General features: G+C 63.0%; 23 protein-coding genes. 10 read left to right on the top strand and 13 right to left on the bottom strand.

Annotated features, from left to right (window positions below; translation table 11 throughout):
• Nucleotides 1–35: 35 nt before the first annotated feature.
• The 7 genes from VOM14_RS05715 to VOM14_RS05685 form a co-directional block, all read right to left on the bottom strand.
• On the bottom strand, nucleotides 36–740 hold the full coding sequence (locus VOM14_RS05715) for an ABC transporter ATP-binding protein (protein WP_414696420.1): 705 nt from the start codon (nucleotides 738–740) through the stop codon (nucleotides 36–38).
• 17 nt (nucleotides 741–757) lie between these two features.
• Nucleotides 758–1534 carry an ABC transporter ATP-binding protein gene (locus VOM14_RS05710; RefSeq protein WP_327627764.1) on the bottom strand — a complete coding sequence of 259 codons (777 nt, stop codon included), beginning with the start codon at nucleotides 1532–1534 and terminating at the stop codon, nucleotides 758–760.
• An 80-nt stretch (nucleotides 1535–1614) separates the two neighbouring features.
• Entirely contained in the window at nucleotides 1615–2784 is a 1170-nt protein-coding gene (locus VOM14_RS05705) for an ABC transporter permease subunit (protein ID WP_327627763.1), read from the bottom strand.
• Nucleotides 2785–2806: 22 nt separating this feature from the next.
• The gene (locus VOM14_RS05700; RefSeq protein ID WP_327627762.1) at nucleotides 2807–3757 is read right to left on the bottom strand and encodes a branched-chain amino acid ABC transporter permease; all 951 of its coding nucleotides are present in this window, start codon (nucleotides 3755–3757) and stop codon (nucleotides 2807–2809) included.
• A 229-nt stretch (nucleotides 3758–3986) separates the two neighbouring features.
• Nucleotides 3987–5189 carry a branched-chain amino acid ABC transporter substrate-binding protein gene (locus tag VOM14_RS05695; RefSeq protein WP_327627761.1) on the bottom strand — a complete coding sequence of 401 codons (1203 nt, stop codon included), beginning with the start codon at nucleotides 5187–5189 and terminating at the stop codon, nucleotides 3987–3989.
• A 538-nt stretch (nucleotides 5190–5727) separates the two neighbouring features.
• Complete coding sequence (gene ispH, locus VOM14_RS05690) at nucleotides 5728–6687, bottom strand: 4-hydroxy-3-methylbut-2-enyl diphosphate reductase (protein ID WP_327627760.1); 960 nt, start codon at nucleotides 6685–6687, stop codon at nucleotides 5728–5730.
• A gap of 2 nt (nucleotides 6688–6689) precedes the next feature.
• On the bottom strand, nucleotides 6690–7145 hold the full coding sequence (locus tag VOM14_RS05685; RefSeq protein WP_327627759.1) for an FKBP-type peptidyl-prolyl cis-trans isomerase: 456 nt from the start codon (nucleotides 7143–7145) through the stop codon (nucleotides 6690–6692).
• Between the two features lie 176 nt (nucleotides 7146–7321).
• Between VOM14_RS05685 and radC the strand changes: the two genes are divergently transcribed.
• From radC to nadB, 4 genes are all read left to right on the top strand, one after another.
• Nucleotides 7322–8086, top strand: coding sequence for a RadC family protein (gene radC / locus VOM14_RS05680; RefSeq protein WP_327627758.1), 765 nt, complete (start codon nucleotides 7322–7324; stop codon nucleotides 8084–8086).
• 250 nt (nucleotides 8087–8336) lie between these two features.
• On the top strand, nucleotides 8337–8570 hold the full coding sequence (gene rpmB / locus VOM14_RS05675) for a 50S ribosomal protein L28 (RefSeq protein WP_006050117.1): 234 nt from the start codon (nucleotides 8337–8339) through the stop codon (nucleotides 8568–8570).
• Between the two features lie 10 nt (nucleotides 8571–8580).
• A complete protein-coding gene (rpmG, locus tag VOM14_RS05670) occupies nucleotides 8581–8748 on the top strand; it encodes a 50S ribosomal protein L33 (RefSeq protein ID WP_006050116.1) in 168 nt (55 codons plus the stop codon).
• A gap of 274 nt (nucleotides 8749–9022) precedes the next feature.
• Nucleotides 9023–10621, top strand: a complete 1599-nt coding sequence (gene nadB, locus VOM14_RS05665; protein WP_327627757.1) for an L-aspartate oxidase — start codon at nucleotides 9023–9025, stop codon at nucleotides 10619–10621.
• Nucleotides 10622–10703: 82 nt separating this feature from the next.
• On the opposite strand, the gene nadC is transcribed toward nadB, so the two are convergent.
• The 6 genes from nadC to purN form a co-directional block, all read right to left on the bottom strand.
• The gene (gene nadC / locus VOM14_RS05660) at nucleotides 10704–11633 is read right to left on the bottom strand and encodes a carboxylating nicotinate-nucleotide diphosphorylase (protein WP_327627756.1); all 930 of its coding nucleotides are present in this window, start codon (nucleotides 11631–11633) and stop codon (nucleotides 10704–10706) included.
• The gene (gene nadA, locus VOM14_RS05655) at nucleotides 11633–12772 is read right to left on the bottom strand and encodes a quinolinate synthase NadA (RefSeq protein ID WP_327627755.1); all 1140 of its coding nucleotides are present in this window, start codon (nucleotides 12770–12772) and stop codon (nucleotides 11633–11635) included. Before nadA ends, nadC begins: the two co-directional genes overlap by 1 nt.
• A 129-nt stretch (nucleotides 12773–12901) precedes the next feature.
• Nucleotides 12902–14098, bottom strand: coding sequence for a DesA family fatty acid desaturase (locus VOM14_RS05650; RefSeq protein WP_327627754.1), 1197 nt, complete (start codon nucleotides 14096–14098; stop codon nucleotides 12902–12904).
• Between the two features lie 202 nt (nucleotides 14099–14300).
• A complete protein-coding gene (locus tag VOM14_RS05645) occupies nucleotides 14301–15674 on the bottom strand; it encodes a mechanosensitive ion channel family protein (protein WP_327627753.1) in 1374 nt (457 codons plus the stop codon).
• Nucleotides 15675–15761: 87 nt separating this feature from the next.
• Nucleotides 15762–17021 (bottom strand): RsmB/NOP family class I SAM-dependent RNA methyltransferase, encoded by a 1260-nt coding sequence (locus VOM14_RS05640; protein ID WP_327627752.1) that lies wholly within the window; start codon nucleotides 17019–17021, stop codon nucleotides 15762–15764.
• Nucleotides 17018–17671 carry a phosphoribosylglycinamide formyltransferase gene (purN, locus tag VOM14_RS05635; RefSeq protein WP_327627751.1) on the bottom strand — a complete coding sequence of 218 codons (654 nt, stop codon included), beginning with the start codon at nucleotides 17669–17671 and terminating at the stop codon, nucleotides 17018–17020. The genes VOM14_RS05640 and purN overlap by 4 nt, the downstream gene beginning before the upstream one ends.
• Nucleotides 17672–17787: 116 nt before the next feature.
• On the opposite strand from purN, the gene VOM14_RS05630 reads away from it, so the two are divergent.
• From VOM14_RS05630 to dut, 6 genes are all read left to right on the top strand, one after another.
• Nucleotides 17788–18783 (top strand): bifunctional riboflavin kinase/FAD synthetase, encoded by a 996-nt coding sequence (locus VOM14_RS05630; RefSeq protein WP_327627750.1) that lies wholly within the window; start codon nucleotides 17788–17790, stop codon nucleotides 18781–18783.
• 168 nt (nucleotides 18784–18951) lie between these two features.
• Entirely contained in the window at nucleotides 18952–21789 is a 2838-nt protein-coding gene (ileS, locus tag VOM14_RS05625) for an isoleucine--tRNA ligase (protein ID WP_327627749.1), read from the top strand.
• Nucleotides 21790–21800: 11 nt separating this feature from the next.
• The gene (gene lspA / locus VOM14_RS05620; RefSeq protein WP_442955517.1) at nucleotides 21801–22307 is read left to right on the top strand and encodes a signal peptidase II; all 507 of its coding nucleotides are present in this window, start codon (nucleotides 21801–21803) and stop codon (nucleotides 22305–22307) included.
• A gap of 145 nt (nucleotides 22308–22452) precedes the next feature.
• Complete coding sequence (coaBC, locus tag VOM14_RS05615) at nucleotides 22453–23667, top strand: bifunctional phosphopantothenoylcysteine decarboxylase/phosphopantothenate--cysteine ligase CoaBC (protein WP_327627747.1); 1215 nt, start codon at nucleotides 22453–22455, stop codon at nucleotides 23665–23667.
• A 73-nt stretch (nucleotides 23668–23740) separates the two neighbouring features.
• Nucleotides 23741–24760, top strand: coding sequence for an LLM class flavin-dependent oxidoreductase (locus tag VOM14_RS05610; RefSeq protein ID WP_327627746.1), 1020 nt, complete (start codon nucleotides 23741–23743; stop codon nucleotides 24758–24760).
• 14 nt (nucleotides 24761–24774) lie between these two features.
• Complete coding sequence (dut, locus tag VOM14_RS05605; protein WP_327627745.1) at nucleotides 24775–25221, top strand: dUTP diphosphatase; 447 nt, start codon at nucleotides 24775–24777, stop codon at nucleotides 25219–25221.
• The last annotated feature ends 49 nt before the right edge of the window (nucleotides 25222–25270 follow it).

Raw genomic sequence — 25270 nt, 5'->3', positions numbered from 1 at the left:
TTTATCGGCAGATCTGTGCGGGCTTATTCACCCACTCATTCTCCGAGATAAGCCGCCCTCACCTTCGGATCATCCAGCATCTGCTTCGCGTCACCCGACATCGTGACCAGACCCGAATCCATCACATAACCACGGTTCGCGGCCTGCAACGCGAGACGCGCGTTCTGTTCGACGAGCAGCACCGTCATGCCTTCGCCCGAAATCGCGCGCACCACTTCGAAGATCTTCTCCACCATGATCGGCGAGAGACCCATCGACGGCTCGTCCAGCAGCAACAGCTTCGGACGCGAGATGATCGCGCGCGCCATCGCCAGCATCTGCTGTTCGCCGCCCGAAAGCGTGCCCGCGTATTGCGTGGCGCGCTCCTTCAGACGCGGGAAGAAACCGAACATGCGATCGACGTCCTTCTTGATGCCGTCCGCGTCGTTGCGCAGATACGCGCCCATCTGCATGTTCTCGACAATCGACATGCGCGCGAAGATGCCGCGCCCTTCCGGCACCATCGCGAGGCCGCGCTTGAGCAGCTCGTGCGGCGGCACGCCCTTGATCGACTGGCCGAGATACTCGATGTCGCCCGCCGAGTACGGCTTCAGACCCGTGATCGCCTTCATCGTCGTGGTCTTGCCCGCGCCGTTCGCGCCGATCAGCGTGACCAGTTCGCCCTGCCCGACTTCGAGGTCGATGCCCTTGACCGCCTGAATGCCGCCGTAATTGACCTGAAGGCCCTTGATTTTCAACATTGCTTGCGTCGTGGACATCAGTGGACTCCCGCACCCAGATAAGCTTCGATCACCTTCGGATCCTTCTGCACGTCTTGCGGCAGACCTTGCGCAATCACCTTGCCGTAGTCGAGCACCGTCATCTGGTTGCACAGACCCATCACCAGCTTCACGTCGTGCTCGATCAGCAGAATCGTCTTGCCATCCGCGCGAATCTTGTCGAGCAGGCGCGTGAGTTCCACTTTCTCCGTCGCGTTCATGCCGGCGGCGGGTTCGTCGAGGGCGAGCAGTTTCGGATCGGTCGCGAGCGCGCGCGCGATTTCGAGCCGGCGCTGGTGGCCATACGACAGGTTGCGCGACGTATAGTCCGCGTACTGCGCAATGCCGACGTACTCCAGCAGTTCGATCGCGCGTTCCTTGATCTCGCGCTCTTCCTGACGTTCGGCCGGCGTCTGGAACACTGCGCCGAGCAGGCCGTGTTTGGTGCGCACGTGACGGCCGACCATCACGTTTTCCAGCGCAGTCATGCCGCCGAACAGACGGATGTTCTGGAACGTGCGCGCGATGCCCGCCTTCGCCACCTGATACACCGCGGTCGGCGTGTAGTTCGTGCCGTCGAGCTTGAAGTCGCCCGAGTCCGGCGTGTAGAGGCCCGTGATCACGTTGAAGAACGTGGTCTTGCCCGCGCCGTTCGGGCCGATGAGACCGTAGATCGTGCCGGCCTCGATCTGAAGGCCGACGTCCGACAGCGCCTGAAGGCCGCCGAAGCGCTTGTTCACGCCCTTCACGGACAGACGGATTTGTTTGTCGCTCATATGTTTTCTCCTTGTCGACCAGAGTTGGCGCTTCAGCGCCTTACTCTGGTCCCATGCAGGGCTTCGCCCTGCACTGCCCGTTACGCGCGCGCCGGTTTCTTGCCGGCCCGCTTCGACAGTTTCGCAATCTTGTCTTCATGCTTCGGCGACGGCCACAGGCCTTCCGAGCGATACAGCATGATCAGCACCATCGCGAGTGCGTAGACCAGCTGACGGATCACTTCCGTATCGACGATTTCATGGCCGAAGATCATGTGTTGCAGCGGACCCATCGTCGAGCGCAGGAATTCCGGCAGCACCGCGAGCAGCACCGCGCCGAGAATCACGCCCGGGATGTGACCCATGCCGCCGAGCACCACGCACGCGAGCACCACGATCGACTCCGGCAGCGTGAACGATTCCGGCGACACGAAGCCCTGGAACGCGCCGAACATCGCGCCCGACAGACCGCCGAACGATGCGCCCATCGCGAACGCGAGCAGCTTCACGTTACGCGTGTTGATGCCCATGGCTTTCGCGGCAATTTCGTCTTCGCGGATCGCGGCCCACGCGCGGCCGATACGCGAGTGCTGCAGGCGCGTACACACCCAGATCACTACCAGCGCGGCGAGCACGAACAGGTAGTAGTACGAGTACACCGACGGAAACTGGAAACCGAACAGCGAGTGCGTCTGCGCGAGGCTGAAGTCGCCGACATGCACCGGGTCGATCCCCGTGATGCCCTTCGGGCCGTTGGTGATGTTCACCGGACGGTCGAGGTTGTTCAGGAAGATCCGCACGATTTCCCCGAAGCCCAACGTCACGATCGCGAGGTAGTCGCCGCGCAGACGCAGCGTCGGCGCGCCGAGAATCACGCCGAAGAACGCGGCGACGCCCATCGCGCACGGCACGATGATGAGGAACGGCACATGCAGCCCGTTCGGCGCGAGATGCGCGATCCACTCGAACTGCGAGCCGAGGTGCGGCGAGGACAGCAGCGCGGCCGTGTAGGCGCCGACCGCGTAGAACGCGATGTAGCCCAGGTCGAGCAGGCCGGCGAAGCCGACCACCACATTGAGGCCGAGCGCGAGCATCACGTACAGCATCGCGAAGTCGAGCACACGAACCCAGTAGTTGCCGCCGGCCGTGCCGATGATCATCGGCGCGGCGATCACGAACACGGCGGTGATGATGCCCACCGTCAGCGTCTTCGCCAGGTTGCGTTCGGGGATGAGCGTCGTGGACGGCTCGATCGGTTGAATTGAGGTCATTTGGTTTACTCCTTGGCCTGGATCAAGCGCGATCCGCAACGCGTTCGCCGAGCAGACCCGACGGACGGAACACCAGCACGATAATCAGCACGATGAATGCAAACACGTCCTGATAGTTACTGCCGAACACACCTCCCGTCAGGTTGCCGATGTAGCCGGCACCGAGCTGTTCGATCAGCCCGAGCACCACGCCGCCGACCATCGCGCCGCCGAGGTTGCCGATACCGCCGAGCACCGCCGCGGTGAAGGCCTTCAAACCGGGGATGAAGCCCATGTAGAAGTGCGCGTTGCCGTACTCGGACGCGATCATCACGCCGGCAAGAGCAGCAAGCGCCGAGCCGATCATGAAGGTGGCCGAGATCACGAAGTTCGGGTTCACGCCCATCAGCGAGGCGACGCCCGGGTTTTCGGCGATGGCGCGCATGGCGCGGCCGAGCTTGGTCTTGTGCACGAGCAGCAGCAGACCGGCCATCACGAGGAATGCGACCACGATGATCACGATTTCAGTCATCGAGATCACGGCGCCAGGTGTCGTGTCGGTGGCCTTGATCACGTTCAGCGGATCGGTGGGCAGAAGCTGCGGGAACGGCAGCGGGTTGCGCGACCAGATCATCATGGCGAGCGTCTGCAGGAGGATCGACACGCCGATTGCGGTGATCAGCGGCGCGAGACGCGGCGCCTTGCGCAACGGCCTGTACGCGAGCCGCTCGATCGCGTAGCCGACTATCGCGCAGACGATGGCGGCAATCACCAGCGCGATGCATAGCGTCGGCACATTGCCTAAGCCGGGGAAGTGGTTTTGCAACACGCCTATGGCGGACAGCGCAACCATCGCGCCGACCATCAACACATCGCCGTGAGCGAAGTTGATGATGCCCAGAATGCCGTAAACCATCGTATAGCCCAGTGCGATGATGGCGTAAACGCTGCCAAGCACCAGTCCGTTTAGGACCTGCTGGATGAAGATATCCATTTATTGCTCCTTAGCCCGTGCAACTGGATTCACGTTCTTCATCAGCCGGTGGGCGGTGATGCGTTACGCAATCTCAACGGCACTGCGGGTACTGATGTAAAAGACCGGTAAGGGTTTATCCGCCGCCGGTTTGCCCTCACGACTGGGTCACAGTCGCAGGCTCGCCTCAAGCGGATGCAAAAACGGCACCGTTGGGTGGTTCGGTGCCGTCAGGCTGAACGTCCCGTCATTACATCTTCACGACGTCGAGAACCGCTTTTTTGCCGTCCTTGAAGTCATAAAGCGTAATGGCGCCCTCTTTCAAATCACCCTTGTCGTCGAACGCGATGCGGCCGATTACCCCGTTGTAATCGGTGGACGGCATCGCAGCCAGCACCTTGGGCGCCTCGATCGAATTAGCGCGCTTCATTGCATCGACAATCACGTACACAGCGTCATACGTGAACGGCGCGTAAATCTGCACCGGCGTGTGGAAGCGGTCCACGTACTTCTTTTCGAAGTCCGCTCCCCTGTCCATTTTCGAAAGCGCGAGTCCCGCCTCCGAACAGACCAGGTTTTGCACGGCGGTTCCCGCCAGCTCACCCACCTTGTCGGTACACACGCCGTCGCCGCCAAGGATTTTTGCCCTGATACCGAGCGCCGCCGCCTGTTTGGCAAACGGCCCGCCCGTCGCGTCCATTCCGCCGAACATAATCGCGTCCGGATGAACACTCTTGATCTTTGTGAGAATGGCCCGGAAATCCGTGGCCCGGTCGTTCGTCGCTTCGCGCGCGACGACTTTCGCTCCGTTTGCCTCGGCGGTCTTCGCGAATTCGTCCGCGAGCCCCTTGCCGTAAGCGGTTGCATCGTCCACGACGGCGATGCGTTTGGCGCCCAACGCCTTCGTGGCGTAATTGGCGAGCGCCGGACCCTGCTGCGCGTCGGTCGCGACCACGCGATAGGTCGTCTTGAAACCCTGCTGTGTATACGCGGGATTCGTCGACGACGGCGAGATCTGCACGATGCTCGCATCGCTATAGATCTTCGAAGCCGGAATCGAGACGCCCGAATTCAGATGCCCGACGACCGCCACCACGTGATCGTCCACCAGCTTTTGCGCGACCGCCGTACCCACTTTCGGGTCGGCGGCATCATCTTGCGCGTCCAGTTGCAAGTCGATCTTGTGGCCGTCGATCGTCAGACCCTGAGCATTGATCTCCTCGACCGCCAGCCGCGCGCCGTTTTCGTTGTCCTTGCCCAGATGCGCAATGCCGCCCGTCAATGGGGCCGCATGGCCAATCTTCACGACAATCGCTTCGCTTGCCGGAGCCGCCGACGCCGCCACTGCCGCCGACGCACCTGCTCCCGCCTCGCCATCCTGTTTTTTGCCGCACGCGGTCAACATCGCAACCGCGGCCGCGATGGACACGGCGTAAGCAAACTTGACTTGCATTAAATAGGTCTCCCGCGCCTTGCAAAATCTATTGTTCGGGGCCCTAAGGCTTTGAGAACGCGCGCATTGTAACTCCAATTTTGCGACGGGCAATATTGTTGAAACGGCAGGGTTTTCCTGCATTGCAACCATATTTCGAGACAGAAATAACGCAAAAGGCGCAACCAGGTTGCGATTATTTTTCGTGCATCAGTTGCACCGCCATGGGAGCCCATGGCATCAACTGTTGCGAGTCATTCTTTCGAGGCCCGATGGCGCCGCGCTTTGCGTTACGTCGTACCTGAACGCCGCCAAGGGAAGCGACGCACCACGTTAGTGCGCGAAAGTTAACGGCACGTACAAAAAGAGCGTTAAAAACGGGGCCCCATCACCCGTAATTTAAAAAATACCCGATCAGTCTTCAAAAAAGATTATGCGGAAAATGGCCCGAAACCAAGTTTCTCGAATGATCTGGCACCTATAAAACGCGCCGACGTGAACATGAGGGCGAAAAAAAACGCGCCCGAAGGCGCGCTTTTGGCGATGGCCGCCTGGACCGTCACACAGGCAGGCCCAACCCGCGGGGCAGCGGGAATGCGATGTTTTCCTCGATGCCTTCGAGCGCACGCACATTGCGCACGCCCAGTTCACGCAAGCGGGCGATCACCGCCTGAGCCAGCACCTCAGGTGCCGACGCGCCGGCCGTCACGCCGATCCGGCGCTTGCCTTCGACCCATGCCGGGTCGATCTGGTCGGGCGAGTCCACCATATAAGAAGGCACGCCGAGCTTTTCCGCGAGCTCGCGCAGCCGGTTCGAGTTCGAGCTGTTCGGGCTGCCGACCACGATCACGACGTCGCACTGCGGCGCCATGAACTTGACGGCGTCCTGGCGGTTCTGCGTGGCGTAACAGATGTCCTGCTTCTTCGGCTCGCGGATCGCAGGATATTTGGCCTTCAGCGCGTTGATGATTTCCGCGGCGTCGTCGACCGACAGCGTGGTTTGCGTGACGAACGCAATCCGCTCCGGATCGGCCAGTTGCAGCGCTTTGACGTCTTCGATGTCTTCGACGAGATGCATGCCCTCGCCCGCCTGCCCCATCGTGCCCTCCACTTCCGGGTGTCCCTTATGGCCGATCATGACGATGTCGAAGCCGTCCTGGCGCATCTTCGCGACCTCGATGTGCACCTTGGTCACGAGCGGGCACGTGGCGTCATAGACGCGCAGCCCGCGCGACTGCGCCTCGCTGCGCACCGCTTTCGACACGCCGTGCGCGCTGAAGATGACCGTGTTGCCGGCCGGCACTTCTTCCAGCCGCTCGATGAAAATCGCGCCTTTCTTGCGCAGATCTTCAACGACGTAGGCGTTATGGACGATTTCGTGGCGCACGTAGATCGGCGAGCCGTGCAGCTTGATGGCGCGCTCCACGATCTCGATAGCCCGATCGACGCCGGCACAGAACCCGCGCGGCTGCGCCAGCAGGATCTCGGTTTCGGCAAGGGTCGTATCCGCGATGCTCATGTTTACAGAATCCCGATGATTTTCACTTCGAACGCCAGCGCCTGGCCAGCAAGCGGGTGATTGAAGTCGAACAGGGCCGACGTCTCGTTCACTTCTTTCAGAACGCCGGCGTAACGGCCGCCACCTGGCGCGTTGAATTCGACCAGGTCACCCGGCGAAAAATCCTCGCCGATCATGCTGTTTTCCCGCAGCGTGGCCAGCGACACGCGCTGGATCAGGTCCGGATTGCGCGGACCGAATGCAACGCCGGGGGCTAGCTGAAAGGTCGAATGGTGCCCGACCTTCAAACCCAGCAAAATGTCTTCCAGCGGCGGCGCGAGTTGGCCGGCGCCAAGCAGAAGCGTGGCGGGCTTGTCGTTAAAGGTGTTGATGACTTCGGCGCCATCGGCAAGGGAAAGCCGGTAGTGAAGCGTGACGTGTGAACCCGGCTTCACTTCGGAAATGTCGATGATGCTCATGCAATGCTCGCTCAGTCGAAGCGCGCTCTCACGCGTGCGCCGCGGGCGCAGCCGACGCGTGCGGCAAACCGTCGGTGTGCCGTGCGCAAAGCGTCTATTGTAAGCCACATAGCGGGGCTCGGCTTGCGTCCGTCGTGCGCATCAACCTGGAACCCGAGCGGAGGAATTGTCTGAATATGTCTGATTACGCGTCCACAATCGACGAACCACGGCCGGCTTTGGTCCGATCACCGCCCGCTCTACCGGCTCCTGAAGCGGCCGGCGCGCGTCGAAGACGCAAATGGCACAAGAGCGATATGCCGCGCGAGCGCCTGATCGACCTGGGGCCGGGCGTGCTGTCGGATACCGAAATGATCGTGCTCGTGCTCGGCTCCGGCCTGCCGGGTCACGATGTCTTCAGCATGGCCCGCGACCTGCTCGACCGCTTCGGCTCCTTGCGCGCGATGCTCGATGCGACCTATAGGGATTTCGACGGCCTGCGCGGCATCGGTCCCGCAAAAAAGGCGCAACTGCTCGCGATCATGGAAATGGCGCGCCGCTCGCTCGTCGAAAAAATGCGCCGGCGCTCGCTAATGAATTCGCCCGAAGCCGTGGAGAACTATTTGCGGCTCCTGATCGGCGGCCGTCCGCAGGAAGTATTCGTGTCGCTTTTTCTCGACGCCCGGCATCGGCTGATCCGCAGCGAGGAAAGCGCGCACGGATCGCTCACGCGAATGGCCGTGTATCCGCGCGAAATCGTGCGGCGCGCGCTGACGCTCAATGCAGCGAGTCTGATCGTCGCGCATAATCACCCGTCCGGCGCGGTGCGGCCGAGTTCGAGCGACTGCACGCTGACGCGCAGTCTGCGCGAAGCGCTGGCGCTGATAGACGTGCAGCTGGTCGATCATCTGGTGATCGGCGCCGACAGCGTTTATTCGTTCGCGCGCGCCGGCTGGCCTTGATGCCGGCCCGGACAGTGCGAGAAACGCGAGAACCTGGATGGGAAAGGCGTTGCGCCGTGTGGTGCTGCCGCAAATAAGGTTTGATTTTGCGGCTTTTTTTCTGCTAGAATTCCGGTTTGCCTATTTCCAACCCCCTGTTCCGAAGCCACCAAGGCGTTCCGGAAAGGATACGTGCCTGATTTCAGCGCGACTCTTTTCGGGAAACTTTCACGGCGTTCGAACTCAGAATTAGCGTATTAGGAGTGCTCTCATGGCACGCGTATGCCAAGTAACTGGGAAAGCGCCGATGAGCGGCAACAACGTTTCCCACGCGAACAACAAGACCAAGCGCCGGTTCCTGCCGAACCTGCAAAGCCGCCGTATTTGGGTGGAAAGCGAAAACCGTTGGGTGCGTCTGCGTATTTCGAACGCCGGCCTGCGCCTGATCGACAAGAACGGTATCGACGCTGTGCTCGCGGATCTGCGCGCACGCGGTGAAGCCTAAGGAGTAAATCATGGCGAAAGGCGCACGCGACAAGATCAAGCTGGAATCGACCGCAGGCACGGGTCACTTCTACACGACTACGAAGAACAAACGCAACATGCCGGAAAAGATGCTGATCAAGAAGTTTGATCCGGTCGTCCGTAAGCACGTTGACTACAAAGAAACCAAGATCAAATAAATCTTGGCTTCAGCCTGACGAAGGCAAAAGACATGCAAAAAGCCTCGCATTCGTGCGAGGCTTTTTTGTTTTCAGCTTGCGTTTTTCGCATTCGTTTTCATTACGCTTTTATAGCAGGCCAAAGCGTCCGGCCAATTCCACTTTTTGCGCGACAGCAACGTCTTAACACGTTCGGCCAGCTTTCCCTCGTCCGTCGCGGCGCGTATCCTCTCTCGTTTTAGCAGCGCGTGAACATCGGGCTGTCACAGCAAAACGATAGACGGAGATGCAAGCAATGGAATTCGATGTGGCGATTGTCGGTAGCGGTCTGGCCGGACTGAGTGTTGCGCTCAATCTGGCGCAGACGCGGCGGGTTGCGGTGATCGCCAAGCGGTCGATAACTGACGGCGCGAGCGACTGGGCACAAGGCGGGATCGCCGCAGTGCTCGATTCCGCGGACAGCATCGAAAATCACGTCAGCGATACGCTGATTGCCGGCGGCGGCCTGTGCGACGAAGCGGCGACGCGCTTCATTGTCGAACACGGGCGTGCGGCGATCGAGTGGCTGATCGAACAAGGCGTGCCGTTTACGAAAGACGACGCAGCCGAACTCGGCTTCCATCTGACGCGCGAAGGCGGCCACAGCCATCGGCGGATCATTCACGCTGCGGACGCAACGGGTCACGCGGTGGTCGCCACGCTGAGCGAGCGCGTGCGCCGGCATCCCAACATCACGCTGCTCGAAGATCACTACGCAATCGATCTGATCACGTCGGACCGCCTGGGGCTGCCTGGCCGCCGCTGTCACGGCCTGTATGCGCTCGATCTGCAAAGCGGCCGCACGGTCACGATCGAGGCGCCGCACACGGTGCTCGCCACGGGCGGCGCCGGCAAGGTGTATCTGTACACCACCAATCCCGACACCGCGACGGGCGACGGCATCGCAATGGCGTGGCGCGCAGGATGCCGCGTGTCCAACATGGAATTTATCCAGTTCCACCCGACCTGCCTGTTCCATCCGTACGCGAAGTCGTTTTTGATTTCCGAAGCCGTGCGGGGCGAAGGCGGCATTCTGAAGCTGCCCGACGGCACGCGCTTCATGCCGAATCACGACGAACGGGCTGAACTCGCGCCGCGCGACATCGTCGCGCGTGCGATCGACTTCGAAATCAAGAAGCGTGGCATCGATTGCGTGTATCTGGACATCAGCCATCAGCCGGCCGACTTCCTGCGCGAGCATTTTCCGACAATCCTTGCTCGCTGCCTCGAATTCGGCATCGACATTACGAAAGAACCCATTCCCGTGGTGCCGGCCGCGCATTACACGTGCGGCGGCGTCGTAACCGATCTCGCCGGCCGAACCGACCTCGCGGGTCTCTACGCGGTCGGAGAAACGTCCTGCACGGGCTTGCACGGCGCGAACCGCCTAGCCAGCAATTCGCTGCTGGAGTGCCTCGTGATCGGACGCTCCGCCGCGCGCGCCATCGAGGAAGAAGGCTTCAGCGCGGCCGTCCACGCGCCGTTGCCGGACTGGGACGAGAGCCGCGTTTCCGATCCGGACGAAGAAGTGGTGGTCGCGCACAATTGGGACGAGCTTCGCCGGCTCATGTGGAACTACGTCGGCATTGTGCGCACCGACAAACGGCTCGCGCGCGCCAAGCACCGGCTCGCCCTGCTGCGCGATGAGATTCACGAGTATTACGCGAACTTCAAGGTGAGCCGCGATTTGCTCGAACTGCGCAATCTGGTGGATGTGGCGTCGCTGATCGTCGAAGGCGCGCGGTCGCGGCGCGAAAGCCGCGGGCTGCATTTCAGCCGCGACTGGCCGGCGACTTTGCCCAAAGCGCTGCCCACGGTTCTATCGCCGGAGCATGTGCGCAACCGCAACGTGTAATCCAACGTGCGACTGAAACGAAAACGCCATCGCGGGCATGAACCGGCGATGGCGTTTTTCCTCTGTCCCGCTTTATTTTATTTCACACGATTCGCAACGAGTAGTCCGTCGCGCGAACGTCTTTCGTCAGCGCGCCAATCGACACACGGTCCACGCCCGTTTCCGCAATGGTTCGCACGGTCTCGAAGTTCACGCCGCCCGACACCTCCAGCACGGCGCGCCCAGCAGTGAGGCGAACCGCTTCGCGCATTGCGTCGAAAGAGAAATTGTCGAGCAGGATGGATTGCGCCCGATGCGCCAAGGCCGTTTCCAGTTGTTGCAGCGTTTCGACTTCGATCTGAATCGAGACGCCCGCATTGAGCGCAAGCGCCGCGTTCATGGCCGGCCCCACGCCACCGGCAGCAGCAATGTGGTTTTCCTTGATCAGGATGCCGTCGTAGAGAGCGAGCCGTTGATTCGCGCCGCCGCCCACCCGCACCGCGTACTTTTGCGCGAGCCGCAAGCCGGGCAACGTCTTGCGCGTGTCGAGAATGCGCGTGCGCGTATGGGCGACCGCGTCGACGTAGCGTCGCGTCGCGCTCGCCACGCCCGACAGAAGCTGAAGAAAGTTGAGCGCGTTGCGCTCGGCGGTGAGCAGCGCGCGGACCGGGCCGCGCAATTCGCACACTGGCGTATTCGCGGTCATCCGGTCGCCTTCGCGGTAACCCCACTGCACCTCGATCCGCGGATCGACTTGGCGCAGGACGGCGTTGAACCACGGCACGCCGCACAACACCGCATCCTCGCGAACGATAACCCGCGCGGTGCGCACTTCATCGGCGGGAACGAGACGGCCGGTCTGGTCGCCCGTGCCGATGTCTTCCGCCAGCGCGTCCGCGATGTTTCGCGCGAGTGCCGCGTCGAAAGCCGCGCCGTACTGCGCGTGAATCTCGCCGAACAGCGGCGACACCGCCTCTGCCGGGCTCAATGTTGCCGAGCTGGCCGTTGCCGAACATTCGACCGCCGAATTCATCACGCGGCTCCCACGTTCGAGTACAGCTGCGCGTCACGCGCGAGATCACCGCTGGCTTGCACGCGCTTCTTGTGACGCGCCGCAAAGTCCAGCATGCGGTCGATCGGCACGCGCGCCCGCTCGCCAATAGCGCGGTCGACGAAAATCTCGTTGTGACCGCGCTCGATCACATCGGCGAGATTCGCGAGGCCGTTCATGGCCATCCACGGACAGTGCGCGCAGCTCTTGCACGTCGCGCTGTTGCCGGCCGTGGGCGCGGCGATCAACGTCTTGCCAGGCGCAGCGAGTTGCATCTTGTGCAAGATGCCGAGGTCCGTTGCCACAATAAAGTGCGTCGCATCGAGCTTCTGCGCGGCGTCGATCAGTTGGGTGGTCGAACCGACCACGTCGGCTAGCGCAACGACATTGGCCGGCGACTCCGGATGCACGAGCACCTTCGCGCCCGGATATTCGGCACGCAGCAAATCCAGTTCGATGCCTTTGAATTCGTCGTGGACGAGACACGAGCCTTGCCACATCAGCATGTCGGCGCCGGTCTTGTTCTGAATGTAACCACCGAGGTGACGGTCCGGCGCCCAGATGATTTTTTCGCCGCGCGCGTGCAGATCGGCCACGATCTCCAGACCGATCGACGATGTCACCATCCAGTCGGCGCGAGCCTTCACGGCCGCGCTCGTATTCGCATAGACGACCACGGTGCGATCCGGATGAGCGTCGCAGAAGGCCGAGAATTCATCCACCGGGCAGCCGAGGTCGAGCGAACACGTCGCGTCGAGATCCGGCATGAGAATGCGCTTGTTGGGGCTCAGAATTTTCGACGTCTCGCCCATGAAACGCACACCTGCCACCACCAGGGTTTGGGCTTCGTGGTCGCGTCCGAAACGGGCCATTTCCAGCGAATCCGCGACACAGCCGCCTGTTTCGTCGGCGAGTTCCTGCAATTCGGCATCGACATAATAATGTGCGACGAGCACCGCCTTCTCGCGCTTGAGCAATGCGCGGATGCGCTCCTTCAACGCCGCCCTCTCTTGCGCCGACGGCCTGTCGGGCACCTTCGCCCACGCCTGCCCGATCCCGCAGGATGTGCCCTGCGCCTGTGGCCGGTCGTATTCGACGGTCCTGATCGCCTGCTGATCCATGATCTCCTCTGCCTCGCTCTGCCGCCGCGGACTGCCAATCAAGTCACGCTGCAATTTCCGCGTCCCAAAAAGCAAAACCCCGCCAACGCGGGGTTTTGTGACGTAACGAAATTTTAATGGATTTCGCGATCAAGCATAACGGCGCAGTCGCATCGCAAATTCCTGCAGCGCCTTGATCCCGCTTTGCTCGGCGCGATGGCACCAGTCCTGCAACTGCACCAGCAACTGGTCGCGCGACGCGTTGGAACGTTCCCACATGGCAGCAAGTTCATTGCGCATGTCGATGTAGGTCTTCAGCTTCTGGCTGTTCGCGAAAATCTGCGGCAACTGGCGCTTCTGCGGCTCGTCGAGCCCTGCTTCTTCCTTGTGGAACCAGCTACGCGCCCCGCGCATGACCTGATACTTTTCACGCGCGCCGACTTCCTTCAGATGCGCGAGTTCCTGACGATACGCGCGCTTGAGCGCCTTGCCATAGCGCGCCATCACTTCATAGCGATTGGCGAGAACGGCTTGCAGCGTGTCCTGATCCAGCACCAGCTTGCCCGTGGTGAGACGCGGCGTGGGCGCCACCTTCTTCACCTTTGCAAGGCGGAAAGCGGACATGATGCGGATGTACATCCAGCCGATGTCGAACTCGTACCATTTGTTCGACAACTTGGCCGACGTCGCGTAGGTGTGGTGATTGTTGTGCAACTCTTCACCGCCAATGATGATGCCCCACGGGAAAATGTTCGTGCTGGCGTCCGACGAGTTGAAGTTGCGATAGCCCCAGAAGTGCGCGAGGCCGTTGACCACGCCGGCCGCCCAGAACGGAATCCACACCATCTGCACGGCCCAGATCGTCAGGCCGGCCACGCCGAACAGCGCAATGTTCAGCACCATCATCAGGCTGACGCCGAGAATCGGGTACTTGGTGTAGACGTTGCGTTCCATCCAGTCGTTCGGCGTGCCGTGACTGAACTTGCGCAGCGTTTCTTCGTTTTTGGCTTCCGCGCGATACAGCTCCGCGCCTTCGAGCAGCACCTTCCAGATGCCGCGCGTTTGCGGGCTGTGCGGATCTTCTTCGGTTTCGCATTTGGCGTGATGCTTACGGTGAATGGCCGCCCATTGGCCAGTCAGCATGCCGGTGGTCATCCACAGCCAGAAGCGGAAAAAATGACTGACGACGGGGTGCAACTCCAGCGCGCGGTGCGCCTGGCAGCGATGCAGATAAACCGTCACGCCGATGATGGTGACGTGCGTCACCGCGAGCGTGTACAGCACAAGTTGCCACCACGAGAAATGCATCAGACCGTGGGCAAGGAAATCGAGCAAGGAATTCAACAAGGCAATTTACCTGTGGAACGAGAGACACGAGACACCCGCGAACTGCGCGTGTCAAGAAAGTGAAAGCATACAGCGGGATTGGACGACATTCTACTGGAAGCGTTCCAAGTGTTTGTAACAAATAGGGATTTTTTGTGCGGCATCAACAGGAAGAACGCGCGGCGAACGCTTTTTCGCTGCGCCGCGCGCTTGCTGAAGCCCGTCAGAGGGCGTTGTCCGCCTGATTGGCCGCCGCGGCGGTCATTGTTACCGTCTGCGGCAGCGCGCCGCCAACTTCCGCAAGGTTTCCCAGATTTCCAACAATCCGTACTTCGCGTTGCGCGAAGGGAATCGAGATGCCGTGCGCGGAAAAGAGCTGCCAGATATTGCGATTGACCGCCGAGCGCACCGCCGACGTGCCCGTGGCCGCATCCGCGATCCAGAAACCAAGCTCCAGATTGATGCCGTCCGCGCCGAAGCCGACCAGATAGGGAGCGGGCGCCGGCTCCGCCAGCACGCGCGGCACGCCTTCGGCGGCTTGGGCGAGCAGCGACATGGCGTGCTCGACATCGGACGTGTACGCGATCTGCACGGCCGCCTTCGCGTAACCGCGCGTCAGATACGAGGACTGGTTCTGCACGACATCCGTGATCAGCTTTTCGTTGGGAATCAGCGTTTCGATGCCGTCGAGGCCGCGCACCACGGTATAGCGCGTGCGGATCTGCGTGACCATGCCTTGCAGGCCGCTCACGTTGATCGTGTCGCCGATCCGCAGAGACCGGTCGATCAGAATGATGAAGCCCGAGACATAGTTGCTGGCGATCTTCTGAAGGCCGAAGCCCAGCCCCACGCCCAGCGCGCCGCCGAACACGCCGAGCACCGTGATGTCGATGCCCACCAGCGACAGGCTGATCAGCACCGCCGCCAGCACGAAGGCCGCGCGGCCGACACGCGCCACCACGACTTTCAGGTTGGCGTCGAGCGTCGTGGCGCGCATCAGGCGCTCCTCGAACGCGGAGCCGAGCCACATCGCGACGATCATCGTCACGCACACCCATAAAAGCCCGGTGACGAGCGACAGCAACGTCATATGCGCGTTGGCGACGCGAAAGTGCACGCTCGCCATCCACGCGATCACGTCGTCCTGAATGCCCATGACGGTCAGCGCCATGGCGACCCACACCGCCAGCGAGACGATCTTTTCGACAAGAAAAAGCCACGCGTGCGTCTCGCCGTCGTGGCTGAAAACGCGTCGCGCGAAGAAAAACACGATGTAAATCAAGCCGATGCCAAAGAGCGGCACCAATGCCAGCGCGAGCAGCGACGTGTGGATGAATTGGCCCGCGACGGCCCGCGCGAGCCACACGAGCACCGCGCCGATCAGCGGGAAAAACGCACGGTTCAGGCTTTCCGCGCCGAAATGCAGCGTCTGGTAGCGCGTTTGACGGCGCAGATCCAGCGTCCGGCGCAAGAGGCGCGCGAGCAGCCACGCGAGCGCGAGCGTCGCGGCCAGCACGCCGACCTGCCAGAGCATGACCGGTTGCCCGAAGTCGCGCGCGAGGTCGCCGAACAGATGGGAAAAAATACGGTTTTGCATGATGTGGACGAGGCGGCCGCGAGGGCCGGGATCACCGGCTCACGGTTCAGATAATCGATCCGCGAGCCGGCTGACGTACTCTCGCGCTCAGCTCTGGCGCTCGAGCACGGCGGCGAAAAAGCCGTCGGTCGCGTGGCGGTGCGGCCAGAGCGACAGGTAGTCGCCCATGTCGAGTTCGATGCGCTGGTCGGCCAGCACCTCGCGCGCCGGCACGAGCGCGAAATCCGGATGATCCGCGAGAAACTGCTGCACGACCGCTTCGTTTTCCGCTTCCAGAATCGAGCAGGTCGCGTACACGAGGCGGCCGCCCTTCTTCACGAGACGCGCCGCGCTCGCGAGAATCGACGCCTGCTTGGGCGCGAGTTCGGCAACCGATCCCGGCGACTGACGCCATTTCAGGTCCGGATTGCGGCGCAGCGTGCCGAGACCGCTGCACGGCGCGTCGACCAGCACGCGGTCGATCTTGCCCGCGAGCCGCTTGATCTTGGCGTCGTGTTCACTGTCGATCAGCACCGGGTTCACGTTCGACAAGCCGCTGCGCGCAAGCCGCGGCTTCAGTTTGGCGAGTCGCCGCTCGGAAATGTCGAATGCGTACAGACGACCGGTCGAGCGCATTGCCGCGCCCAGCGCCAGCGTCTTGCCGCCCGCGCCCGCGCAGAAGTCGACGATCATCTCGCCGCGCTTCGGCGCGACCAGCGAGCACAACAACTGGCTGCCCTCGTCCTGCACTTCGACCCAGCCTTGCTGGAACGCGTCGAGCTTGGTGAGCGGCGGCTTGCCGACCACGCGCACGCCGAACGGCGCGAACGGCGTGGCGCCCGCTTCGATGCCGGCCTTCGAGAGCGCGTTCAGCACGTCGTCGCGGGTTGCCTTGATCGGGTTCGCGCGCAGATCCAGCGGCGCGGGATAGTTCAGCGCGGCGGCCAGTTGCGCGAGTTCCGGGGCTTCGAAACGCTTCGCGAGCGCCTGATAGATCCAGTCGGGCAAATTCAGGCGAATGCGCAGCGGCAGGCTTTCCGGGTCGATCATCGCGACGTGCTCGAGCCATTTCGACTCCGCCTCCGACACGAACGGCTTGAGCGCGCTGCGGCCCGCCGTCTGCATCAGGCCGAGCAGCGCCATGCGGCGCGCGGGGCTGCCGGCGCCGCTTTCGGCCAGATGCGCGAACTCCATGCGCCGGCGCAGCACCGCGAAAACCGCCTCGGCGATCACGCCGCGCTCGCCGTGCCCGAGCTTCGGATGCGCGCGGAAAAAGCGGCTTGTGGTGGCGTCGGCGGGACCGTTCAGCCTTAGGACTTCGGCCAGCAAAGTCTCAGTTTGTCCAATCAGAAAACCATGTAATCTCATGCGCCCTCTCCGGCGGTGTGACCGGCAAAGAGCCATTGCGGCTCTGGCGGCGTGAGCGTGACACGCAGGCCGTCGAGGGCAAGACGCCCTTCGACGAACCAGCGCACCGCGCGTGGATAAATAATGTGTTCGGTTGCCAGCACGCGCTCGGCGAGCGTGGCGGGCGTGTCGCCGGTTTCGACGGGCACCGCCGACTGTACGACGATCGGCCCATGATCGAGCTGCGACGTGACGAAATGCACCGACGCGCCGTGCAGGCGCACGCCGGCGTCGAGCGCCTGCTGATGCGTTTTCAGACCCGGGAAGCTTGGCAGCAACGACGGATGCACGTTCAGCATGCGCCCCGCATAACGATCGACGAAACGGGCCGTCAGCACGCGCATGAAGCCGGCGAGCACGACGAGATCCGGCGCGAAGCCGTCGATCTGTTGGGCGAGCGCCGCGTCGAAGCCGTCGCGGTCGGGGTACTGGCGGTGGTCGATCACCGCCGTGGCAATGCCGTGCGACGCCGCGAACGCAAGGCCCGCGGCGTCAGGACGGTTGGCAATCACGGCGACGACCTGAGCCGGCCAGCCTTCGCGCTCGCAGGCGCGCACGATGGCTTCCATGTTGCTTCCCCGCCCCGAAATCAGGATGACGAGTTTTTTCATCCGCGGATTTTATCATTCGGGGACATCCAAACCGTGACGCGCCGCCGTCCGCTGCGCCGAGCGTTTATAATCGTTTGTTTTGCGGCACCCCGGCCGCCCTACCCCAACGCGCTATCGTGAGAGTCTTCCGCGGTCTTCCCAACGCTGAAAGCCGTGCGCCCTGCGCACTGACCATCGGCAATTTCGACGGTGTCCACCGCGGCCATCAGGCCTTGCTCGCCCATGTGCGCGCGGCGGCCGACGCGCGCGGCCTGCCCGTCTGCGTGATGACCTTCGAGCCGCACCCGCGCGAGTTCTTCAATCCGGCCGGCGCGCCGCCGCGCATCGCGATGCTGCGCGACAAGCTGGAGGCGCTGCGCACCAACGGCGTGGACCGCGTGGTGGTCGAGCACTTCAATCACACGTTCGCGGGTCAGTCGCCAGATGGGTTCGTCGAGCGGATCATCGTCAACGGGCTGCACGCGCGCTGGGTCATGATCGGCGACGACTTCCGCTACGGCGCGAAGCGCGCGGGCGACTTCGCGTCGCTGAAGGCCGCGGGGCAGCAGCACGGTTTCGAAGTCGAGCAGATGGCCACCGTCGCCGATCCCTCCGGCGCGCGCATTTCCAGCTCGGGCGTGCGCGCGGCACTGGTGGCGGGCGACCTCGACTCGGCGCGCGCCGCGCTGGGCCGCGACTATCTGATCAGCGGCCACGTCGTGCACGGCATGAAACTCGGCCGCGATCTCGGCTTTCCCACGCTCAATCTGCCGATCGCGCACAAGCGTCCGGCGCTCGCGGGCATTTTCGTCGTGCGCGTGCACGGCGTGGCGGACGAGCCGCTGCCTGGCGTCGCCAGCCTCGGCCTGCGCCCCACTGTCGACGACTCCGGCCGCGTGCTCCTCGAAGTGCATCTGCTCGACTGGCACGGCGACGCGTACGGCAAGCTCGTGCGCGTCGAATTCCTGAAAAAGCTGCGCGACGAGGAAAAGTTTGTCGACCTCGAAACGCTCACCGCCGCCATCGCGCGCGACGTGGCGAACGCCCGCGCGTGGTTCGCGGCCGTCGGCGCCGGCACGCCGGGCAGCCGCTCCACCGGTTTCGCCACGTCGGCCACCGACCGAATTAGATAACCGCCGCGGTTCATGTGCGCGCGCCGCGTGCCGCATGGACCTTCGCTGTGCGCATCGAAGGGCGTCCGTGCATCGCGCGACATGCCCGCCGGGCGCGCCCAACGCTCTCGCGCATCGTGCGCAACCCGCGCCCCGCTGCGCTTATAAAGAATTCACCGCGACCACATCATGAGCAACAAGAAAGCCGATTCGAAACCGCAATCACGCTACCCCGTGAACCTGCTCGACACACCGTTCCCGATGCGCGGCGACCTGCCCAAGCGCGAGCCGCAATGGGTCAAGGAATGGCAGGAACACAAGATCTACGACAAGATCCGCGCCGCCTCCAAAGGCCGCAAGAAGTTCATCCTGCACGACGGCCCGCCGTATGCGAACGGCGACATCCACCTCGGCCACGCGGTGAACAAGATCCTGAAGGACATGATCGTCAAGGCGCGCAACATGGCGGGCTTCGACGCGGTCTATGTGCCGGGTTGGGATTGCCACGGCATGCCGATCGAAATCCAGATCGAAAAGCAGTTCGGCAAATCGCTGCCTGCCGCCGAAGTGATGCAGAAGGCGCGCGCCTACGCGACCGAACAGATCGAGAAGCAGAAGGTCGGCTTCCGGCGCCTCGGCGTGCTCGGCGAGTGGGACAACCCGTATAAGACGATGAACTTCACGAACGAGGCCGGCGAAATCCGCGCGCTCGCGAAGATCCTGGAGAAGGGCTATGTGTTCCGCGGCCTGAAGCCGGTCAACTGGTGTTTCGACTGCGGCTCGGCGCTGGCCGAAGCGGAAGTCGAGTACAAGGACAAGACCGATCCGACCATCGACGTGCTGTTCAGCTTCGCCGAACCGGAAAAGACCGCGCACGCGTTCGACCTGAAGGCGCTGCCGCGCAACGAAGGCGGCATCGTGATCTGGACCACCACGCCGTGGACCATTCCCGCCAACCAAGCGCTGAACCTGCATCCGGAAATCGTCTACGCGCTCGTCGACACGCCGCGCGGCCTGCTGATCCTCGCCGAAGAACGCGTGGAAGCGTGTCTGAAGCTGTACGGTCTGGAAGGCTCGATCGTCGCCACCACGCCGGGCGAAAAGCTCGTCAACCTGCGCTTCAACCATCCGCTCGCGTCCGCGCATCCGGCGTACAAGCGCACCGCGCCGGTCTATCTCGGCGACTACGTGACAACCGAAACCGGCACGGGTGTCGTGCACTCGTCGCCGGCGTATGGCGTGGAAGACTTCGTGTCGTGCAAGGCGCACGGCATGGCCGATTCGGACATCATCAATCCGGTGATGGGCGACGGCCGTTACATCGAATCGCTCGCGCTGTTCGGCGGCCTGTCGATCTGGGCGGCCAATCCGCAGATCGTCGAGGCGCTGCAAGGCGCCGGCTCGCTGCTGCGCACCGAGAAATACACGCACAGCTACATGCACTGCTGGCGCCACAAGACGCCGATCATCTACCGCGCGACGTCGCAGTGGTTCGCGGGCATGGACGTGAAGCCGAACGACACGGACAAGACGCTGCGGGAAACCGCGCTCGAAGGTATCGAGAACACGGCCTTCTATCCGGCATGGGGCAAGCAGCGCCTTTTCAGCATGATCGCCAATCGCCCGGACTGGACGCTCTCGCGTCAACGCCAATGGGGCGTGCCGATGGCGTTCTTCGTGCACAAGGAAACTGGCGAGCTGCATCCGCGCACGCTGGAATTGCTGGAGGAAGTCGCTCAACGCGTCGAGAAATCGGGCATTGAAGCGTGGCAAACGCTCGATCCGCGCGAGCTGATCGGCGACGACGCCAATATGTACGAAAAGAACCGCGACACGCTCGACGTGTGGTTCGATTCGGGCACCACGCACTGGCACGTGCTGCGCGGCTCGCACAAAGACGAACTGCAATTCCCGGCCGATCTGTATCTGGAAGGCTCGGACCAGCATCGCGGCTGGTTCCATTCGTCGCTGCTCACGGCGTCGATGCTCGACGGCCGTCCGCCTTATAACGCGCTGCTCACGCACGGTTTCACCGTCGACGGCGAAGGCCGCAAGATGAGCAAGTCGCTCGGCAACGGCATCGATCCGCATGAAGTGGCGAACCGCCTCGGCGCGGAAATCATCCGCCTGTGGATCGCATCGACCGATTACTCGGGCGAGCTTGCCATCTCCGAGGAAATTCTGAAGCGCGTGACGGAAGGCTATCGCCGCATTCGCAATACGCTGCGCTTCCTGCTCGCGAATCTGTCGGACTTCGACTACGCGAAGAACGCGCGCCCGGTGGAAGACTGGCTGGAGATCGACCGTTACGCGGTGGCGCTCACGGCGAACCTGCAAAACGACATCCTGTCGCACTACGACAAATACGAGTTCCACCCGGTGGTCGCCAAGCTGCAAACGTTCTGCTCGGAAGACCTCGGCGGCTTCTATCTGGACGTGCTGAAGGACCGCCTGTACACCACGGCGGCGGATTCGGTCGCGCGCCGCTCTGCGCAGACGGCGCTGTACCACATCGCGCAAGGGCTGCTGCGCCTGATGGCACCGTTCCTCTCATTCACCGCCGAAGAAGCGTGGAAGGTGTTCCAGCCCAACAGCGAGACCATTTTCACCGAGACGTATCACGCGTTCCCGGCCGTGCCGGACGCCGGCGCGCTGCTCGACAAATGGACGCTGCTGCGCGCCGCGCGCGGCGACGTGACGAAAGCGCTGGAAGAAGCGCGGGTCGCGAACCTGATCGGCTCGTCGTTGCAGGCGGAAGTGGAAATCCGTGCGAGCGGCGCGCGTTACGACGCGCTGACGAGCCTCGGCGACGACCTGAAGTTCGTGCTGATCACCTCCGCGGCGACGCTCGTGAAGGTCGACAGCGAAGAGGAAGAAGGCGTCGAAGTGATCACGTCGAAGTATCTGAAATGCGAGCGCTGCTGGCACTATCGCGCGGACGTTGGCGCCGACGCCGAACACCCCACGCTGTGCGGCCGCTGCATTAGCAATCTGTTCGGCAACGGTGAAACGAGGAGCGCGGCATAATGGCGAGAACCATGGCGAAAACCCCATCCAAAGCTTCCGCCGGAAACGGTTCGCTGGCGCCCTGGCTGGGCATCGCGCTGATCGTCATTCTGTTCGATCAGTTGACGAAAATCGCGGTGCAGAAGGTCTTTGCCTACGGTGTCGCGCACGAGGTCACGTCGTTTTTCAACCTGATTCTCGTGTACAACCGCGGCGCGGCCTTCAGCTTCCTGGCCATGGCGGGCGGCTGGCAGCGCTGGGCGTTCACGGCGCTCGGCGTGGTCGCCGCGCTCGTGATCAGCTATCTGCTCAAGCGCCACGGCGCGCAAAAAATGTTCTGCACCGCGCTCGCGCTGATTCTGGGCGGCGCGCTCGGCAACGTGATCGACCGGCTCGCCTACGGCCATGTGATCGACTTTCTCGATTTCCATGTGCGCACGTGGCACTGGCCGGCGTTCAATCTTGCCGACAGCGCGATCACAGTCGGCGCGATTCTGCTCATCGTCGACGAGTTGCGGCGCGTACGCGGCTCGCGCTAACGGCGCCTCTTATAAACATAAACGCCCGAGGGCCGGGTCCGAGGTCCGCTTCGGCGCTCCGGCTCCGCGCCAGAAGTCCGCTTTGACGGCCGGCCACGGTGCGAGCGCGCCGCGAGCGGCCACCACGCTTTGTCGGAGGCTTTCGTTGGCAACCGCAGAACTCGCAGGAAAACATCTCGTCCTCGGCATGACGGGCGGCATTGCCTGCTACAAGATCGCCGAACTGACGCGGCTGCTGACGAAGGCCGGCGCGACTGTGCAGGTCGTCATGACGGAAGCGGCCACGCAGTTCATCACCCCGATCACCATGCAGGCGCTGTCGGGCCGTCCGGTCTACACGAGCCAGTGGGACGGGCGCGTGCCCAACAACATGGCGCACATCGATCTCTCGCGTGAAGCCGACGCGATCGTGATCGCGCCCGCCTCCACCGACTTCCTCGCCAAACTCGCGCACGGCATGGCCGACGACCTGCTCGCCACGCTGTGCGTCGCGCGCGATTGTCCGCTGCTCGTGGTGCCCGCCATGAACCGGCAGATGTGGCAGAACCCGGCCACGCAACGCAACGTCGCGCAACTGCGCGCGGACGGCATCGAAGTGCTCGGCCCCGACTCCGGGCCGCAGGCGTGCGGCGAAATCGGCGACGGCCGCATGCTCGAAGCGGCTGCAACCTATGAAGCAATCGCCGCCTTCTTTGCACCGAAGATCCTGTCCGGCCGCCGCGTGCTGCTGACCGCCGGGCCGACATTCGAACCGCTCGACCCGGTGCGCGGCATCACCAATCGTTCGAGCGGCAAGATGGGTTTTGCGCTCGCCCGCGCCGCGCAACAGGCGGGCGCGGAAGTGCATCTGGTGGCGGGGCCCGTCGCGCTCGAAACACCATGGGGCGTGTTCCGCGAAGACGTGCAAACCGCGCAGCAGATGCACGACGCCGTGATGCGCGCGGTCGCGGATACGGACATTTTCATCGGCGTCGCGGCGGTGGCCGACTGGCGCGTCGATCAGGCGAGCGACCACAAGATCAAGAAGACCGCCGCTCGGGCGCTGCCCACGTTTTCGTTCGTCGAAAATCCGGACATTCTGGCCACGGTCGCGAACCTGCCGCATCCGCCGTTTACAGTCGGATTTGCTGCGGAAAGCGGCGACCTCGAAGTGCACGGCGAAGAAAAGCGCGTGCGCAAGAACGTGCCGCTTCTGATCGGCAATCTCGGGCCGCTCACGTTCGGCATGGACGACAACGAGGTCATCCTGTTCGAAGCTGGCGGCGCCACCCGGCTGCCGCGCGCCGACAAGCAGACGCTCGCGCGCGCGTTGATCGAGGAAATCGTCAAGCGTCTGCCCGACACCAGTCTGATTCGCTGAGCTTGCCGCGCGGCGTTCATTCGCACTCGCCGCGCGTCGTCCTCGCGAGTGGATTCATCTGGAGCACACTGACATGACGCGACTTTCCGTGCTCGATCAAACGCCCGTGATCGCCGGACACTCGGCAGCGGATGCCATTGCCGCCACCGTCGAACTCGCGCAACTGGCCGACGACCTCGGCTACACGCGCTACTGGTGCGCCGAACATCACGGCTTGCGCGGCGTATCGAATCCCTGTCCCGAAGTGATGCTGGCGCGCCTTGGCAGCGTCACGCGACGCATCCGGCTGGGCTCGGGCGGCATCATGCTGCCGTACTACAGCCCGTTCAAGGTCGCCGAGCAATTCATGATGCTGGAGGCGCTGTTCCCCAATCGCATCGATCTCGGCGTGGGACGCGCGCCGGGCGGCGACATGCACACGGCTCAGGCGGTCGCCGCCGGCGACTACAAACGCGGCGAGCTTTTCCCGCAGCAAACAGCCGATCTGCTCGCGCTGATGCACGGCACCTTGCCTCCCGGCCATCTCGCGCAAGGCGCACTGTTGCAACCGCAAGTCCCGACCCGTCCGCAACTCTGGATGCTCGGCTCCAGCGAGTTCGGCGGCCTGCTTGCCGCGCAGTTGGGCATTCGCTTCGCGTTCGCGCATTTCATCAACGCGCATTTCGGGCATCAAGTGGCGCACGCTTATCGCGAGCGCTTCAGCCCGAGTCCGGAAGCGCAGCAATCGTATCTGGCCGCTGCCGTGTTCGTGATTTGCGCGGACACGGATCAGGAAGCGGCGGACCTGGAAAAGGCCGTCGATCTGCGTCGCGTGCAAATGGCGTATGGCCTGAACGAGCCGATCCCGACCATCGAGCAAGGCGTCGCGCAGGAGTACGGCGAGCGCGAGCAACTGGTGATCGACCGGGAGAAGCCGCGCAGCATCATCGGCACGCCGCCGGTCGTGACGGAGCGGCTACGTGCATTGCAGGAACAATTCAACGCCGACGAACTGATCGTGCTGACCGTCGCGGGCAGCTACCGCGCGCGTTTGCGTTCCTATGAACTTCTTGCCGACGCGTTCGAACTCGGGCGCGAGGCTCCTACTCCCTAAACCTTCGAACCTGCATGAAACTCGACCTGAAGATTCTCGATGCGCGCATGCGCGAACAACTGCCCGCCTACGCGACCACCGGCAGCGCGGGCCTCGATCTGCGCGCGTGCCTCAACGAACCGCTGACGCTCAAACCCGGCGAGACCACGCTGGTGCCGACGGGACTCGCGATTCACGTCGGCGATCCCGGCTATGCCGCGCTGATTTTGCCGCGCTCGGGTCTCGGCCATAAGCACGGCATCGTGCTCGGCAATCTGGTCGGCCTGATCGATTCGGATTATCAAGGGGAACTGATGATTTCGACGTGGAACCGCGGCGAGACCACGTTCGTGTTGAATCCGATGGAGCGTCTTGCGCAACTCGTGATCGTGCCCGTCGTGCAGGCCAGATTCAATATCGTCGACGATTTCGCGCAAAGCGAGCGCGGCGCGGGCGGCTTCGGCAGCACGGGCAAGCATTAAGCCAGCTTTGGGCTCGGGCTCGGGCTGCACAAAGAAAAACGGCGTGGAC

It is taken from the genome of Paraburkholderia sp. MPAMCS5 (assembly GCF_036016995.1).
GTDB lineage: Bacteria > Pseudomonadota > Gammaproteobacteria > Burkholderiales > Burkholderiaceae > Paraburkholderia.
Note: the sequence above shows the minus strand (reverse complement) of the source record. Positions and strands in the feature narration are given on the sequence as shown.